The 16,314-nt window shown below is 72.2% G+C and carries 13 protein-coding genes, 1 pseudogene and 1 riboswitch; of the genes and pseudogenes, 7 read left to right on the top strand and 7 right to left on the bottom strand.

Going from position 1 to position 16,314, the window contains the following annotated elements:
- Position 1 precedes the first annotated feature (1 nt).
- Positions 2-1,585 (bottom strand): Hsp70 family protein, encoded by a 1,584-nt coding sequence (locus Aph01nite_RS19105; RefSeq protein ID WP_204042271.1) that lies wholly within the window; start codon positions 1,583-1,585, stop codon positions 2-4.
- On the bottom strand, positions 1,585-2,118 hold the full coding sequence (grpE, locus tag Aph01nite_RS19100) for a nucleotide exchange factor GrpE (protein WP_204042270.1): 534 nt from the start codon (positions 2,116-2,118) through the stop codon (positions 1,585-1,587). Before grpE ends, Aph01nite_RS19105 begins: the two co-directional genes overlap by 1 nt.
- A 163-nt stretch (positions 2,119-2,281) precedes the next feature.
- Between grpE and Aph01nite_RS19095 the strand changes: the two genes are divergently transcribed.
- Entirely contained in the window at positions 2,282-6,154 is a 3,873-nt protein-coding gene (locus Aph01nite_RS19095; RefSeq protein WP_204042269.1) for a CHAT domain-containing protein, read from the top strand.
- On the opposite strand, the gene Aph01nite_RS19090 is transcribed toward Aph01nite_RS19095, so the two are convergent.
- The 3 genes from Aph01nite_RS19090 to Aph01nite_RS19080 are packed head-to-tail and all read right to left on the bottom strand — an operon-like array spanning position 6,132 to position 8,333.
- Positions 6,132-6,800 carry an RES family NAD+ phosphorylase gene (locus tag Aph01nite_RS19090; RefSeq protein WP_204042268.1) on the bottom strand — a complete coding sequence of 223 codons (669 nt, stop codon included), beginning with the start codon at positions 6,798-6,800 and terminating at the stop codon, positions 6,132-6,134. The two genes, Aph01nite_RS19095 and Aph01nite_RS19090, sit on opposite strands and share 23 nt — an antisense overlap.
- A complete protein-coding gene (locus Aph01nite_RS19085; RefSeq protein ID WP_204042267.1) occupies positions 6,800-7,426 on the bottom strand; it encodes a hypothetical protein in 627 nt (208 codons plus the stop codon). The genes Aph01nite_RS19090 and Aph01nite_RS19085 overlap by 1 nt, the downstream gene beginning before the upstream one ends.
- Positions 7,427-7,478: 52 nt before the next feature.
- Positions 7,479-8,333: an alpha/beta hydrolase gene (locus tag Aph01nite_RS19080; RefSeq protein WP_204042266.1), complete on the bottom strand. Its 855-nt coding sequence runs from the start codon at positions 8,331-8,333 to the stop codon at positions 7,479-7,481.
- 102 nt (positions 8,334-8,435) lie between these two features.
- Here Aph01nite_RS19080 and Aph01nite_RS19075 point away from each other — a divergent pair, with 102 nt between their 5' ends.
- Together Aph01nite_RS19075 and Aph01nite_RS19070 are read left to right on the top strand one after the other, a co-directional pair.
- Positions 8,436-9,152, top strand: a complete 717-nt coding sequence (locus Aph01nite_RS19075; protein ID WP_204042265.1) for a type 1 glutamine amidotransferase — start codon at positions 8,436-8,438, stop codon at positions 9,150-9,152.
- 189 nt (positions 9,153-9,341) lie between these two features.
- Complete coding sequence (locus Aph01nite_RS19070; protein ID WP_204042329.1) at positions 9,342-12,287, top strand: bifunctional [glutamine synthetase] adenylyltransferase/[glutamine synthetase]-adenylyl-L-tyrosine phosphorylase; 2,946 nt, start codon at positions 9,342-9,344, stop codon at positions 12,285-12,287.
- Positions 12,288-12,299: 12 nt separating this feature from the next.
- Here the strand turns inward: Aph01nite_RS19070 and Aph01nite_RS19065 are convergent, their stop codons facing one another.
- Both Aph01nite_RS19065 and Aph01nite_RS19060 read right to left on the bottom strand, forming a co-directional pair.
- Positions 12,300-12,503, bottom strand: a complete 204-nt coding sequence (locus Aph01nite_RS19065) for a hypothetical protein (RefSeq protein WP_204042264.1) — start codon at positions 12,501-12,503, stop codon at positions 12,300-12,302.
- A 1-nt stretch (position 12,504) separates the two neighbouring features.
- A complete protein-coding gene (locus tag Aph01nite_RS19060; RefSeq protein ID WP_204042263.1) occupies positions 12,505-13,638 on the bottom strand; it encodes an inorganic phosphate transporter in 1,134 nt (377 codons plus the stop codon).
- A gap of 254 nt (positions 13,639-13,892) precedes the next feature.
- Positions 13,893-14,101, top strand: a riboswitch (cobalamin riboswitch).
- A 107-nt stretch (positions 14,102-14,208) separates the two neighbouring features.
- On the opposite strand from Aph01nite_RS19060, the gene Aph01nite_RS42480 reads away from it, so the two are divergent.
- The 4 genes and pseudogenes from Aph01nite_RS42480 to metE all read left to right on the top strand — a co-directional run bounded on the left by Aph01nite_RS42480 (position 14,209) and on the right by metE (position 16,294).
- The gene (locus tag Aph01nite_RS42480; protein ID WP_307836785.1) at positions 14,209-14,340 is read left to right on the top strand and encodes a hypothetical protein; all 132 of its coding nucleotides are present in this window, start codon (positions 14,209-14,211) and stop codon (positions 14,338-14,340) included.
- A pseudogene (locus Aph01nite_RS42475) lies at positions 14,341-14,819 on the top strand (hypothetical protein).
- Positions 14,820-14,823: 4 nt separating this feature from the next.
- Positions 14,824-15,159, top strand: a complete 336-nt coding sequence (locus tag Aph01nite_RS42470; RefSeq protein ID WP_307836784.1) for a hypothetical protein — start codon at positions 14,824-14,826, stop codon at positions 15,157-15,159.
- A 1-nt stretch (position 15,160) separates the two neighbouring features.
- The gene (gene metE, locus Aph01nite_RS42465; RefSeq protein ID WP_307836783.1) at positions 15,161-16,294 is read left to right on the top strand and encodes a 5-methyltetrahydropteroyltriglutamate--homocysteine S-methyltransferase; all 1,134 of its coding nucleotides are present in this window, start codon (positions 15,161-15,163) and stop codon (positions 16,292-16,294) included.
- Positions 16,295-16,314 lie beyond the last annotated feature (20 nt).

Here is a 16,314-nt window from a genome sequence, read left to right as displayed (position 1 = left end):
CTCAGCTCACCTGGACGCGGGACAGCGCCGCCCGCGACTCCGCCACTTCCTCCTCGGACATGCCGCCGATCTGCACGCTCAGCTCCAGCCGCTCCCCGGTCTCGTTCTCCCTGGCGGTGACGTGCAGCAGGCCCGAGGTGTCCAGGGTGAAGGTGACCTCGATCGGGAAACCGGCCGGTTTGTCCGGCGGGATCTTCAGGTCCCCTTCGGCGATCTTGTTGTTGTCCTCGATCAGGTCGGAGGCGACCGCGCCCGCCTGCTCCATCACCTCGATGGCCACCCGGGTCTGGAAGTCGTCCAGGGTGGCGAAGCCCTCGGTGACGTCGGCGGGCAGCGGGTCGTTGGCGTTGACCAGGTGCGCCACGTACTCGCGGCGGGTGTTGCTGGCGGTGGCCTTGATGCCGAACGCGCGGGAGGCGACCGTCCTGATCGTGCGCCCGGCGATCTCCTGCCGCTGGCCGTCGGACAGGCCCGCCCTGGCGGCCATCTCCTCCGCGCCGGCCCGGTCGCCGGAGTCCAGCAGGCGGCGGTAGGTCTCCTCGAAGGCGTACAGGGCGGCGCCCTTCGCCACGGCCAGGTCCGGGTCCTGGAGGCGCGGCGTGACGCCGAGCTCCTTGGTCAGCGCCTCGGTCACCGCGGGCATCTTGGCCGAGCCGCCGACCAGGACTAAATGGTCGAAACCCGCCACGCCTTTGCCGCGCGCGGTGTTCAGCGTCTTGCGGGTGATGTCGATCGTGCGGTCCAGCAGGTCGCGGGTGAGCGCCTCGAACTCCTCCCGGGTGATCTCCACCTTGGCCACCCGGCCCTCGTGCATGACCCGCACCACGTGCCGGGTCCGGGTGGAGAGGGTCTTCTTCAGCTCCTCGCTGTCGCGGCGCAGCTGCTGCTCGGTCTGCTTGTCGTCGAGCGGGTCGGCCACGTCCGGGTGCTCCTGGCGGAACCGCTCGGCCAGATGCTCCACCAGGCGGTCGTCCCAGTCCGCGCCCCCGAGCTCGTGGTCGCCGTCGGTGCAGACCACCTCGATGTCGCCGCCGCTGAGCGTGATGACCGTGGTGTCGAAGGTGCCGCCGCCCAGGTCGTACACGAGGATGCGGGCGTCCTGGCCCGGGTTGAGCACGCCGTAGGTGATCGCCGCCGCGATCGGCTCGGAGATGATGTCGATCACGTTCAGCCCGGCGATCCGCCCCGCCTTGCGGGTGGCGTCCCGCTCGGCCGCGCCGAAGTACGCCGGCACGGTGATGACCACGTCGTCCACCGGGATCCCGGTCGCCGTCCGGGCGTCCGCGGCCAGCTTGCGCAGCACGAACGCGGAGATCTCCTCCGGCGTGTACGGCCTGCCGTGCATGGTCCTGGTGACCTCGTGGCCCATGTCGCGCTTGATCCGGCTCACCACCAGATCGGGCTCGATGACCGCGCTGTCCTTGGCCGTCTGGCCGACCACCACGTTGTCGGGCGTCTCGAAGAAGACCACCGAGGGCGTGGTGTCGGTGTCCTCCTGGTTGCGGTGCACCGTCGGGCGGCTCACGTCGTCCACGCTGGCGATGCAGGAGTAGGTGGTGCCCAGGTCTATCCCGTGCACGGCCATCAGGCGTTCTCCTCGCTGTCCGGGGTGTCGCTTTCGCCCGTCTGCTCGGGCGCCTTGCCGATGGCCACCGCCGCCTTGCGGAGCACCCGGTCCTGTTCGGCCAGGCGGAAGCCGTCCGAGACCACCGCCGTGACGCGGCCGTCCTCGCCCGGCTCGGTGCGCAGCGGGCGGTGCAGGGCCGGGTCGTACGGGTCGCCGGGGGAGACCTCCAGGCGCTCCGCCCCGGTACGGGCGAGCACCTCGGCCACCTCCTCGGCGAGGGCCTCCAGCAGCGGGACCACGTCGTCGCCCCGGTCCAGCGTGGCGCGGCGGGCGGCTTCGCGGGTGACGGTGTCGTACAGGCGGTAGAGGCCGGAGCGGACCGGGGTGAGGGCCTCCTGGAGCAGGCCGCGGCGCAGGTCCTGGTTCTCCGCGTGCAGGCGGTCGATGATCTGTTCGCGGTGCGCGGCGCGCTCGTGCTCGCGGGCGACCTGTTCGGCCAGCCGGGCCAGGCTGTTCTCTAGATCAACTTCCTGGTCCTGCTCAGGCAGCATGCCGGGTCCTGATCCTCGGGGACACCACGGCGCAAGTGTCAGCAATTTCCCGACCACGCGCAATATGGATTAGTCGCATATAGCGGATAAGTCAATTTTAGTTACCCATGCCTTTGTGTGGATCAAGCACTATAGTTCGCTCTATATCGTGAGGGGGCGGACGGTGAGTGAATTCGCGGCGCGGGTGGCGGCCCTGCGGAGCCGGCGCGGGACCGCTGACGAGGCGGTGTGGCGGTGGGACCTCGCCTGGGCGCTGGTGGACCTGCTCGCCGAGACCGAGGACCTGGAGCCCGAGGACGTACGGGAGCTGCTGGAGCACGCCGACTGGCTCCTGGCGCGCGACCGGGACGCCGGAGCGCTCCAACTGGCCGGGCTGGCCCGCTCCTGCTCGTTCGCGCTCACCCACGACCCCGCCGACGGCGCGCACGCCACCGGCTACCTGGAGGAGGCGCTCACCCTGCTTCCTCCCGGCGACGACGGCCGGGCCGAGCTGCTGTACCAGCTCGCGATCGAGTACCTCACCCAGGAGGGCGAGCATCCCGCGCCGGGGCCGCTCGGCCGGATCATCGCCTGCCTGGAGGAACTGCTCGACGTCCAGGACGAGCCCGAGGTCAGGGCACGGCTCGGCTTGGCGCTCGGCTTCCGGGCGGCCACCGACCCGGCGTACGCGGCGGAGACCGGGCGGGCGGCCGAGCTGATGACCTCGGCGCACGGGCAGATCGAGGACGAGGGGCTGCGGATCGATCTCAGCCGTAACCTGGCCTCGCTGCACGAAGCCCGGGGGGACGTGGCGGCGGCGGCCGACTGGGCGCGCCGGACCATCGCCGAGCCTGCCGTGGCGGGCACCCCGCTGGAGGCCAGGGCCCACGGCTTCATCGCCGAACTGCTGTTACGCGGCTTCGCGCCGCCGGGGGAGCTGGATCTCGGCGCGGCGCTGCGGTTCGCGCAGTCGGCGGACCTGGCCGCGAACCTGGACCGGATCACCGAGGCGCGGCGGCACCTGGCCCGCGCCGCCGAGCTGACCCCCCAGGACCAGGACATCGCCGCGCTGCTGTCGATGGTCACGCTCGCCGAGTCCGGCCTCAACGGCGGGAGCTCCTCCGGGACGACGGCGGCCGTGCGCGCCGCGGCGGACCGCCTGCCCGCCGGCGACCCCCGGCGGGCGCAGCTGTCCAGCCTGTCCGCCGTGCTCCAGGAGGAGTCGGACCCGGTACTGGGCGCGGGCCCCGAGCTGGACGCGCGGATCGCCGAACTGCGAGGCGTCCTCGCGGACCTGCCCGACGGGCACATGCTGCGGCCGTGGCTGCTGAGCCGCCTCGGCGCGTCCGTCGGGCAGCGCGCCGGGGCCCTCGGCGCGAAGGCCGACTGCGCGGAGGCCGTCGAGCTGCTGGTCGCGGCCCTGGCCGGGATGCCCGAGGGGGACCCGCTCCGGGCCCGCACGTTCGTGTTCCTGTCCGGCGCGGTCCTCACCGCGCTCCGGGTGGACCCGATGGGCGCCGACCTGGACCGCATCCTCACCGACCTGCCCGCCGTGGTGAACCCGGCCGTGCCGGCTCCCGGGCTCGACGCCGCCGCCGCGCACGTGGTGTTCGGCAGCGCGTACGTGGCGCGGGCGGCCAGGGACAGCTCCGGCGCCGACTACGACCGGGGCATCGAGCACCTGCGCGTCGCCGTCGACGCGTACGGCCGGGAGAACCCCCTGCGCGTCCCGCTGCTCTTCATCGCCGCCACCGCCATGACCGACCGGTACGGCACCACCCGCGACCTCGCGCTCCTCGACGCGGCCGGGCACTACCTGGACGAGGTGGACGTCGTACTCGCGGCCAGCGGCGCGCCGGAGTACGCGCCCGGCACGCTCGACCGGCGGGCGGTCTGGCTGCTGCGGGTCATGGTCCGCTTCGGCCAGTACCTCCAGCGGCAGGACCCCGTCACCGCCGACCGACTCCTCGCCGACCTGGAGCGGATCGTCGCGCTCACCCCCGCGGGCCATCCGGACCTGCGCCTGGTGCACTCGCTGCGGGCCTGGGCGCACGGCGTGCGCGCGCTGCACAGCGGCGACCCCCGGGCCATGTCGGGCGCGCTCGACCAGCTGATGGCCGCCGGCGCCGGCGTCACGACGGACGACCTGTACGGCAGGGCGCTGCGCGGCCAGGCCGGTCTCGCGGCCGTCACGAAGGGCCTGACGGCCGGCGACCGCCACCTGCTCGACCAGGGCATCCAGACCCTCACCGAGGTCGTCGCCGCGCCCGACACCTACCTGGGCGAGACCGGGGCACACCGCTACGTCCTCGGCAGCGCGCTCATCCAGCGCCACCGCACCGGCGGCCGGCCGGACGACCTGGACCGGGGCATCGCCCACCTGGAGGCGGTCATCCGCGACCGCGCCACCGGGCCCCTCGACGGCGTCTACCCGATCCTCCTGGTGGACCTGGCGCAGGCGTACCGGCTCAAGGGGGACCCGCGCGCCGTGGACACCGGCCTGCGCGCCCTGCGCGAACGCCTCGCCGACGTGCTCCTCCAGACCGGCGCGGAACGCGGCCTGGCCATGTCCAAGGCCGTACGCGACGACGCGCTGGAGACCATGGGCTGGGCGCTCGCCGACGGCTGGCCCGAGGCGGCCGTGGAAGCCCTCGAACTCGGCCGCGCCATGGTCCTGCACGCCGCCACGGCCGCCGACGCCCTGCCCGCCCTGCTCCACGCCCGGGGCCGCGACGCCCTGGCCCTGGAGTGGGAGACCCACCTGGCCACGGAGACGGCCGCCTCACCCTGGGAGAGCGCCGCCGTCGAGTTGGGCCCGGAGGGCCGCGTCCGCATCTCCGGCCTGATGATCCCCGGCGACCTCCGCCACCGCGTCCTGGCCGCCATCGAGGGCACCCCCCTCGCCGAGCTGCTCACCCCGCCGACTCCCGCCGAGATCGCCCGCGCCCTGCGCGGCGCCGGCCGCCACGCTCTGGTCTACCTGCTCCCGCGCGGCGAGTTCTGTCCCGGCCTGGCCCTGATCGTGCGCCCGGACGTGACCGTCACGACCACCGTCCTGCCCGGCCTCGACGTGGGCCGGGGCAGCCGCCTCGACCGCTACCAGCGCGCCCAGAACGAGCTGGTCAGCGGCGTGGAGCTGGGCGAGCTCCGCTGGCGGCACGCGCTGGAGGAGCTGTGCGACTGGGCCGGCGAGGCCGCGCTGACCACGATCCTGGCGGAGATCGGCGAGCCCGAGCCGTCAATCGTGCTGGTCCCGGCCGGAACCCTCGGCATCGTGCCCTGGCACGCCGCGTACGTGCCCGCCACCCTGGGGTCCCGGGACGGGCAGGTGCGTGCCTGCCAGCGGGCGACCATCTCGTACGCGGCGTCCGCCCGGCAGTTCGCCGCCGCCGCGGAGCGGCAGTGGTCACCCCCGGGGCAGGCGCCCGTGCTGATCTCCAACCCGGACCTGGCGTGGGCGATCTGGGAGTGCGCCCAGCTGTTCGGCCACCGCTACCCGGCCGCGAGACGGCTGGGCAAGTGGCTCGGCGGCGACGAGGTCCCGGCCGCGTCCGCCGAGGCGGTCCTGGGCGTCGCCACGGGCGGCTACTCGGTGCTGCACTTCGCCGGGCACGCCACCTCCTCCGTGGTCTCGGCGGACTCCGCGCTGGTGGTCGCGGACGGCGAGAAACTGCCCGTCCAGCGGCTGCTGGGCAGGGCGGGGAAGGGCGGCGGCCTCGTGGTCCTCTCCGCCTGTACGAGCGACCTGTCCGACGGCGACCACGACGAGGCGCTGACCCTGGCCACGGCCTTCCAGGCGACCGGCGCGCGCGGGGTCGTCGGGTCGCGATGGGCCATCGGCGACGACGTGCGCACCGCGGTGATGATGCTGATGTTCCACCGTTTCCTGAGCGAGGCGGAGCCCGGCGCGGCACTCGCCCGGACCCAGCGCTGGATGCTGGACCCGGGGCGGCGTATCCCGGAGGACCTACGCGGGGACCTCGCCGACGTGCTCGGCGAACTCGACTTCGCCGACCCGGCGATCTGGGCCGCCTTCACCCACCAGGGCGTCTCCTAGGCGGATGCACATAACCCCCGTACGGCCGCAGAGCGTCGTTGAGCTCATCCAGGAAGCCGGGATCGTCCAGGGCGGCGTCCTCGCCCGGCACCGGCCGTACGGCGTCGCAGCGGTCGCCGAAGAGGACCAGGACCAGGTTGGTCATGCTGGGGTTGGACTGCCAGCGCAGGCCCTCCGCCCATGCCTGGTGGCGGCGCAGCCAGTCCGCCCACCGGCGGGTCTGCCCGTACTCGGCGGCCTCCGCGCGGATCAGGGAGATCTTCGCGCACACCCCGGTGAAGTCCTCGGGTTTGACCAGATCCAGCACGGTGACGTCCCGGACCAGCTCGATCCGGGACAGCTTCCGCCCCTTGATCGCCTTACGCGGCACCGGGCAGTGGCCCCGGTCCGAGAAGGGGATCGCCCGCATGACCGTCTCGGCCAGGGCGGTGCCGCGATCGTGCGCCGCGTACAGGTAGGAGTAGGGCGGTTCGCAGAGCTTCGTGCTGTCGAAGCGGCCGCCGCCCCAGTGCGGGTCGGTCTGGGTCGGGTTGAAGGCGGCGCTGGAGTACGCGGCGTCGTGCACCCGCCACAGGCGCGTCCCGGCCGGCACGACCTGGGCCCGCGGCGTGTTCGGGCAGCGTGTCGGCGGCATCGGGACCGGCATCAGGCTCCCTCGAAGATCGCGCGGGCGGCCGGCATCAGATCCAGTTCCCTCGGCTGGTCCAGCAGGTCGGCCGGTACGGCCCCCAGCCAGGCGTTGGGCCCGAGCCACCAGCCCGCGACCCCCCACGGATCCTCGTCCGCCTCCAGCAGACGGTTGATGCGCAGCACCAGCGGCCGGGCCTGCCGCGACTCCTGGAACTGGAAGGCGGGCAGCCGTACCTCGCCGTCCGCCCGTTCCAGCCGGATTAGGTCGGGTTCGTCCGGTTCGGGCACCTCGTCCACTCCGTACGCCGGGGCGCCCAGCAGCCGCCGCTGGATGACCCGCCGCAGATCCTCGGGCTGGAGCCGCGCGATCACGTCGCCCCAGTCCACGACGGGGAACGCCGGGTTCAGGCGCGTGCCGGTGGGAAGGGCGCGCCGGACCGGATGGTCCTGGGGGAGGCCGGCCAGCTGGAGCTCGATGCGCAGTTCGACGGCGAGGTCGCTGATGGCCGCGGTGTCCCCGCCCGCCGCGCGCAGGTCCCGGACGAGGGCGTCGAGCCGGGTCCGCCGGGCCGCGCTCACCCGTGCGCGCACATCCTCCAGATGATCGAGCAGCACATTGATGAGTTCCGGATCGCTCGCCACATCCCGACTTATATCAGCTAAACAATATCGTTTGCCGACTTATGTAGTTAAGTCAAAGAGTCAGCCGATCAATCACGATCCGGGCGCAGCGGTCGTCGAACGCGATCGTGTAGTGGTTGCAGTCCGGGACCACCTCGTCGCGCAGCTCCGGCACCCGCGCGGTCCAGGTCGCGGCGAGGTCGTCGGGCAGCAGGCCGATCGGCTGGTTCAGCAGGCCGCGCGGAGCCCGCAGCAGGAGCAGCGGCGACTTGACGCCGGCCAGGGCCGCGCCGATCGTGTCCGCCTCGGTGAGCAGCTCCCGGCCGTCCGTGCGGACCGCGTCCTCCCGTACGCGGGAGCGGACCCCGTCGGCGGTCTCCAGCGCGTCGTAGCGGACGTACTCCTCCATGGCCGGGGACCAGTCCGACAGCGCCGGGTGCTGCCGGAAGAACCCGACATAGTCCTCCACGTCGGTGAAGGTCTGGCTGAGCCGCGCGATGGCCGGGCCCAGGCTCAGCTCCAGCAGGTCGTCCACCGTGATCCCCGGCGGCACCGGCAACGGCAGGCCGCCGTCCACCAGCACCGTACGGGCGTACCGCCGCTCGGTCGCGTGCAGGACCGCCACGTAGGCGCCCATGGAATGGCCGGTCAGGACCGTCGTCTCGTCCGCCCCCACGTGGGCGGCCACCCGCTCGACGTCCTCCGCGTGGCGGCGCAGCCCGTACGGGCCGGGGAGGTTCGCGCTGTGGCCGCGCCCGCGCAGGTCCATGGCGACCATGGACCAGTCCTCCGGCAGCGACGAGCCGATCTTCTGCCAGGCCATCAGCGACGCCGTGATTCCGTGCACCGCGATGATCAGCCGGGGCCCCTTCCCGAACCGCGCGATCCGCAGGTCGCCGCCGGGCACGGAAACGTGGTCGAACTCCATGGCCGTCTCCCTCACGCTCGATCTGCGACGACCTTACTGGGCGGGACAGGGCGATTCGATGCCACCCTCGGCCTGAATGTCGGGATTCTTTATGCTCTCTCCATGGGTGCGCGCGTGGTGGTCATCGAGCATGAGGCCGAGGCGGGACTGGGGTACTTCGCGGACTGGCTGGCCGGGGTGGACGTCCTGGTCGTCCGGCCTTACCTGGGGGAACCCGTACCGGATCGGGCCGGGGACGGGCTGCTGGTGCTCGGCGGGGCCGCCGCCGCGTGGGAGGACGAGCAGTATCCGTGGCTGCCCGCCACCCGCGACCTGCTCAAGGCCGCCGTCGAGGAGGGCGTGCCCGTGCTCGGCATCTGCCTCGGCGCGCAGCTCATGACCCTCGCCTGCGGCGGCGAGGTACGCCGGGGCGACCACGGCCTGGAGATCGGCGCGGGCACGGTACGGCTGCTGCCCGAAGCCCGCGACGACCGGCTGTTCGCGGGAGTGCCCGAGGCCGAGCCGGTCGCGGTGCAGTACCACTACGACGTCATGGCCACGCCGCCCCCGGGAGCGGTGCCGCTGGCCACCGGCGACCACTACCCGAACCAGGCCTACCGCCTCGGCGGCAACGCCTGGGCGGTGCAGTTCCACCCGGAGGCCACTCCGGACATCTTCCGCGAATGGACGAACGGCTTGACCGGCCATCCCGCCGGCGAGTTGAATTCCCAGGTCGACGCCGCGGGACCCCGGCTGGAGGCGAACTGGCGCCCGCTCGCGGAGGCGTTCGCCGCGGTCGTGACCGAGCACGCGGCACGGGTGCGTGGCCAAACCGCGTGATGACCTGATTACGGACAGAAACCACTAACGACGCGCACAACTCAGCGGGTTACCGTGTGCGAAGTCAACGACATGGCCCAAACGGGGCGCGCCATGTTGCGGTGGTTCCTCTCCAAGAAGGAAAAATAGGTGCAGGTTGACGTCGCGGACATCGAGGTAGGAGAAGGGGCGGTGAACACCGCGTCCCGGATGCAGACCACGGCCGGGCGCCTGGCCCGGCTCGGCTTCGCCGACGGGGCCAGGGCCGAGCGGCTGCTGGACGAACTCGGACCCGAGGCGGTCGGTGATCTCGACCTGCTCGCGGACCTGATCGCCGCCGCCGACCCCGACCTCGCGCTGACCTCCCTCACCCGCCTGGTCGAGCAGGACCCGAGCGTGCTCGGCGACTTCCGCGCCGACCCCGCCCTGCGCCACCGGATGATCGCCGTCTTCGGCCTCAGCGCCGCCCTCGGGGACCACGCGGCGCGCCACCCCGACCACCTGCGCGTACTCGACGACCGCCCCGGCGCCCGCGAGGAGCTGCTGTTCGCGGTGGGCGCGGACGCGTACCTCCCGGAACCCGTCGCCGGCCTGCCCGCGCCCGCCGCCATGGACGCGCTGCGCGCCGGCTACCGGGGCCGGCTGCTCCACCTCGCCGGGCAGGACGCCACCGGCCAGACCACGCTCGCCGAGACCGCCGCCGCCCTCGCCGACCTGGCCGGGGCCGCCCTCGAAGCCGGCCTGGCCATCGCCAGGGCCGAGGTGCCCGACGCGCTCGACGTACGGCTCGCGGTGATCGGCATGGGCAAGTGCGGGGCGCGCGAGCTCAACTACATCTCCGACGTCGACGTCATCTTCGTGGCCGAACCGAAGGAGGGCGTCGAGGAGAACCGCGCCATCCAGATCGCCACCAAGCTCGCGCAGGCCATGATGCGGGCCTGCTCCACCACCACCCCGGAGGGCACCCTCTGGGAGGTCGACGCGGGCCTTCGCCCCGAAGGCAAGCTGGGCCCCCTGGTCCGTACGCTCGACAGCCACCTCGCCTACTACCGCCGCTGGGCCAAGACCTGGGAGTTCCAGGCCCTGCTGAAGGCGCGCCCGGTCGCGGGCGACCTGGAGCTCGGCGGGGCCTACGTGGAGTCGGTCAACGCGATGGTGTGGCAGGCCGCCGCCCGCGAGAACTTCGTCGAGGACGTGCAGGCCATGCGCCGCCGGGTCGAGGCGCACGTCCGGGTGGACGAGGCGGAACGCCAGATCAAGCTCGGTCCGGGCGGGCTGCGCGACATCGAGTTCGCGGTGCAGCTGCTGCAGCTCGTGCACGGGCGCTCGGACCCGCTGCTGCGCCGCCGGGCCACCCTGTCGGCGCTGGCCGCCCTGTCCCGCGGGGGATACGTCGGCAGGGACGACGCGAAGGCGCTGGCGGAGGCGTACACGTTCCTGCGGCAGGTGGAGCATCTGATCCAGCTGCACCGGCTGCGCCGTACCCACGTCGTGCCGTCCGACGTCGCGGACCTGCGCCGGATCGGGCGCGGGCTCGGCATGACCGCCGACCCGGTCGGCCAGTTCACCACCACCTGGAAGCGGCACGCGCTCGAAGTCCGGCGGCTGCACGAGAAGCTCTTCTACCGCCCGCTGCTGCAGGCCGCCGCGCGCCTGCCCTCCGAGGAGACCCGCCTGTCCACCACCGCCGCGCACGCCCGCCTGGAAGCCCTCGGCTACGCGGACCCGTCCGGCGCGCTGCGCCACATCAGCGCGCTGACCAGCGGCGTCTCCCGCCGGGCCGCGATCCAGCGCACGCTGCTCCCGGTCATGCTCGGCTGGTTCGCCAACGCTCCCGACCCCGACGCGGGCCTGCTCGGCTTCCGTCAGATCAGCGACAAGCTCGGCACCACGCCCTGGTACCTGCGGCTGCTCCGGGACGAGACCGCCGTCGCCGAACAGCTGGCCCGCCTGCTCGGCACCAGCCGCTACATCACCGGCCTGCTCCTGCACGCCCCGGACGCGGTCGCCATGCTCGGCTCCGCCACCGACCTCGCCGTCCGCCCCGTCGAGGCGCTGCTGGCCGAGACCGCCGCCGCCGTCACCCGCCACGGCTCCGACGCCGAGACCGCCGTCGCCTCCGTCCGCGCCCTCCGCCGCCGCGAACTCTTCCGTACGGCCTGCGCCGACCTGGCCGGATACATCGACATCGAGACCGTCGGCCAGGCCCTGTCGGCGCTCAACGACGTCACCATCCAGGGCGCGCTGGACGCGGCCGTCAACAAGGTCGCGGTGGAGCGGCGGGGCGAGTTCCCGACCCGGATCGCGGTGATCGCGATGGGCCGGCTGGGCGGCTTCGAATGCTCCTACAGCAGCGACGCCGACGTCATGTTCGTGCACTCGCCGCTGCCCGGCGCCGAGGAGAAGGACGCCACCGACGCCGCCCACGCGGTCGCCGAGGAACTCCGCCGCATGCTCTCCCTCCCGGCCCCCGACCCGCCCCTCGGCATCGACGCCGGACTGCGCCCCGAGGGCCGCCAAGGTCCGCTGGTCCGGACGATCTCCTCGTACCGGGCCTACTACGAGCGCTGGTCGTCGCACTGGGAGGCGCAGGCGCTGCTGCGCGCCCGGTTCTGCGCCGGGGACCCGGCCCTCGGCGCCGAGTTCAGCGACCTCGTCGACCCGATCCGCTACCCCGCCGACGGCATCTCCGGCGAGGCCGTGCTGCAGATCCGCAAGCTCAAGGCCCGGATGGAGGCCGAGCGGCTGCCGCGCGGCGCCGACCCGACCCTGCACACCAAGCTCGGCCGGGGCGGGCTCTCCGACGTGGAATGGGTCGCCCAGCTCATCCAGCTCCGGCACGCCGGGAAGGTTCCCGCGCTGCGCACCACGACCACGCTGGACACGCTGCGGGCCGCGGTCGCCGCCGACCTGCTGGACGCCGGCGACGAGGCCACGCTGGTGGACGCCTGGCGTTTCGCTTCCCGGGTCAGGGACGCCATCATGCTGGTCAGGGGGCGGGCGGCCGACAGCATCCCCGGGCTGGTCAAGGAGCGCGCTCTCATCTCCCGCACGCTGGGCTACCCGCCGGACGGGTCCGAGGACTTCATCGACGACTACCGGCGCGCCACCCGCCGGGCCAGGCTCGTGGTGGAGCGGGTGTTCTACGAGGACTGAGTCACTTCCGTCTTACTTGCGGAGCATCACGTACAGGCTGAGGACGGCGCCGGCCGCGACGACCAGCAGGCAGAGCACGCCCGCGGCCTTCGCGACCGGCCGGGGCGAGGCGAAGCCGGCCAATGCCAGGGAGAAGCAGAGGGCCAGGCCCACCCCGGCCGCCAGGGAGCCGAGCACCACCTGCCCGAACGCGGTCAGATCCAGCCAGTCGCTCATCTCACGCTCGCTCCCGTATCGGGGTCTTCCACTCGTCGTTGACGTTGCCGGCGTTGACCGGCGTACGGCGGGAGATCAGGTAGAGGCCGCCGGACAGGACGGCGGCGACGCCGAAGACGGTCAGCACGCCCAGGTCGCCGCCGATGCTGTCGGTGCCGAACCAGGCCAGCGCGCCGGCCAGCGCCGCCGCCGGAAGGGTGATGAGCCAGGCCACGCCCATCCGGGCCGCGACGCCCCAGCGGACCTCGGCCAGCCGTTTGCCGAGGCCGGAGCCGATCACGGAGCCGGCGCACACGTGGGTCGTGGACAGGGGGAAGCCGAAGTGCGAGGAGGAGAAGATCACCGCCGCCGAGGAGCCCTCGGCCGCGAACCCCTGCGGCGTCTCGATCTCCGTCAGGCCCTTGCCCATGGTACGGATCACGCGCCAGCCGCCCATGTAGGTGCCCAGGGAGATCGCGGTGGCGCTGGTGACGATCACCCAGAACGGGACTCCGGCGTCCTTGCCGATCACGCCGCCGGTGATGAGGGCCAGGGTGATGACGCCCATCGTCTTCTGCGCGTCGTTGGTGCCGTGGGCGAGTGAGACGAGGGACGCGGAGCCGATCTGGCCGAGCCTGAAGCCGCGTCCGCGGACGTTTTCGGGGACCTTTCTGGTGATGGTGTAGACGAGGAAGGTGCCGGCGGTGGCGACCAGGATGGCGGTCAGCGGGGCGAGGACGGCGGGGATCAGGACGTGGGAGACCAGCTGGCCGGCTTTGACGGCGGAGGGGCCGGCGGCGATCAGGGTCGCGCCGACGACGCCGCCGATCAGGGCGTGGGACGAGCTCGACGGGATGCCGAAATACCAGGTGGCCAGGTTCCAGGCGAGGCCGCCGATCAGGCCGGCGAAGACGACGGTGAGCGTGATCGCGCCTGTTTCCACGATGCCTGTCGCGATCGTCGCGGCGACTTTCAGGGAGAGGAACGCGCCGGCGAAGTTCAGCAGCGCCGCCAGGCCGACGGCTATCTTCGGCCGCAGCGCTTCCGTCGCGATCGACGTCGCCATCGCGTTCGCGGTGTCATGAAACCCATTGGTAAAGTCAAAACACAACGCGGTAATGATCACAACCGCCAGCAACACGACGTTGACGTCCATATAGCCCTACTCATCACCCGAATTCGGAAATATTCATAGAAGTGGGGCTAGGTCGGAAATTTGCTGATAAGAGCGGTCAAATAAACGCACCCCCTTGGGATTTCGCTGTCGTTTACCCGTTTTGTGCTCTTCTCTGTGCCCTGCCAGTGCCGGGCAGCGCGCGCTCCCCGGGCTCCTCGTCCCCCCATGCGGTCAACGGAAAGACCACGGGAAGGGAAAACTCCGCTTCGGGGCGGGGCCGCTCGCGCTGTGGGTATGCTGCCGGCGCGGTTGGTTCGCCCGTCCCTGCCGGGGATGGGCGTCGTAAGAGGGAACCCGGTGGAAATCCGGGACTGCCCCGCAGCGGTGAGTGGGAACGAAAGCCGTCAACAGCACTGGATGCCTGGCATCTGGGAAGCGGCGGCCGGTAGGAGCGTGCACGGCGCCCACGAGTCCGAAGACCTGCCCTCCGCCCGTACGCCGTCCGGTGTGCGGTGGTCCACGGCCTCGTGGGAGGGCCAGGGGCCGGCTTCGCCGTTCCTTCTCTCCGTGGCCGCGGCCGTCCATGGCACGAGCCGAGGGAAGGACGCCATGAGCTCCACCGTGAACTCCGCTGTGAGCACCACCATCCTGGGTTACCGGAGAATCGGCCCCGACCGCGAACTCGAACACGCCACCGAGGCCCTCTGGGCTGGGCGCATCGACGCCGCGCGCCTCGGCTAGATCAGCGCCGGCCTGCGCGCCGACGTCTGGCGCGACCTGTCGTCAGCCGGGCTCGGCACCGTCCCGTCCAACACCTTCTCCCTGTACGACCACGTACTCGACACCATCGTCATGGTCGGCGCGGTGCCCGGGCGGTTCTGCGGGACGCCGGATCCGTACTTCACGATGGCCCGGGGCGCCGCCGACGTCGCGCCGCTGGAGATGACCAAGTGGTTTACCACTACCTGGTGCCCGAACTCGGGCCGGACATCCGGTTCCGGCTCGACTGGAGCAAACCGCTCTCCGAGTACCTGGAGGCGAAAGAGCTCGGCCTGGAGACCCGGCCGGTGTTCCTCGGGCCGCTCTCGTTCCTGCTGCTCGGTAAGCCCGTCGTCTCGGGGTTCGTACCGCTGCGCCTGCTCGACGGCCTGGTCGAGGTGTACGCCGAACTGCTCGAAAGGCTGGCCGCCGCCGGGGGTCGCCGAGGTTCAGCTGGATGAGCCGGTGCCGGCGGGGGACCGTACCGGCGAAGAACTCGCGGCCCTCGCCCGGGCGTACCAGCGCCTCGCTGACCTCAGTTGCCGTCCCTCGATCCTGGTCGCCACCTACTTCGGCGAGATCGGCCCCGCGCTGGAGATCCTCGCCGCCACCCGCGCCGAAGCCATCGCCCTCGACTTCGTCGCCGGTCCCGGCAACCTCGACGCTCTGTCCGCGATCGGTGGCCTCCCCGGCGAAACCCTGGTCGCCGGCGTGATCGACGGCCGCAACATCTGGCGCACCGACCGCCGCTGGCGACACGGGCGGCGGCCCGCAGAAGACTCGTGCGGACTTCAGCGGTGACGTGGGCGAATGGGTCGGTGCATCGCATAGCTTCCGTGATGACCGAGTCCGGGCTCGGCTCGACGCTCTCGGCGACGCTTCTTGTCGTGCTCCTCACGCCGACCGGCAGGCAGTCCAGCAGGCCACGCTCGGCCTGCCTCCGCTGGCCACCACGACCATCGGATCGTTTCCGCAGACGGCCGAGGTGCGCCAGGCGCGTGCGGCCCTGCGTGCAGGGACCATTGACCAGCCCGAATACGATCGCCGGATGCGGGCGGAGATCGCTCGTGTGGTCGCCCTCCAGGAGGAGGTCGGCCTGGACGTGCTGGTCCACGGCGAGCCGGAACGCAACGACATGGTGCAGTATTTCGCCGAACTCCTCGACGGATACGCCACCACCCGCAACGGCTGGGTCCAGTCCTACGGCAGCCGCTGCGTCCGCCCGCCCATCCTGTACGGCGACGTCTCCCGCCCCCACCCCATGACGGTCGAATGGACCGCGTACGCGCAGTCGTTGACCAGCAAGCCGGTCAAGGGCATGCTCACCGGCCCGACCACCATGCTCGCCTGGTCCTTCGTACGCGACGACCAACCGCTCGCCGACACCGCCCGCCAGGTCGCCCTCGCCCTCCGCGACGAGATCCGCGACCTTGAGGCCGCAGGCATCCGCGTCATCCAGGTCGACGAGCCCGCCCTGCGCGAACTCCTGCCCCTCCGCGCCGCCGACCGGCCCCCCTACCTGGCCTGGGCCGTGAACGCCTTCCGCCTGGCCACCGGCGGAGCCGCCGACACCACCCAGATCCACACCCACATGTGCTACGCCGAGTTCGGCGACATCATCACCGCCATCGCCGACCTCGACGCCGACGTCACCAGCGTCGAAGCCGCCCGCTCATGCATGGCCCTCCTCACCGACCTGCGCGCCACCGCCTTCAACCGAGGCATCGGCCCCGGCGTCTGGGACATCCACTCCCCCCGCATCCCCTCCACCACCGAACTGACCACATCCCTCCGACAGGCCGCCTCAGCAGTCGAACCCCACCACCTCTGGGTCAACCCCGACTACGGCCTCAAAACCCGCACCTACCCCGAAACCGCAACCACCCTCCGCAACATGGTCAAAGCCGCCAAAACCATCCGCACCGAAATCACCTGACCGCCCAGCCCCCATGCCGT

This window comes from Acrocarpospora phusangensis, from assembly GCF_016862995.1.
GTDB classification, from domain to species: domain Bacteria; phylum Actinomycetota; class Actinomycetes; order Streptosporangiales; family Streptosporangiaceae; genus Acrocarpospora; species Acrocarpospora phusangensis.
The sequence above is the reverse complement of the archived record's forward strand: the minus strand, read 5'-3'. Positions and strand labels throughout refer to the sequence as shown.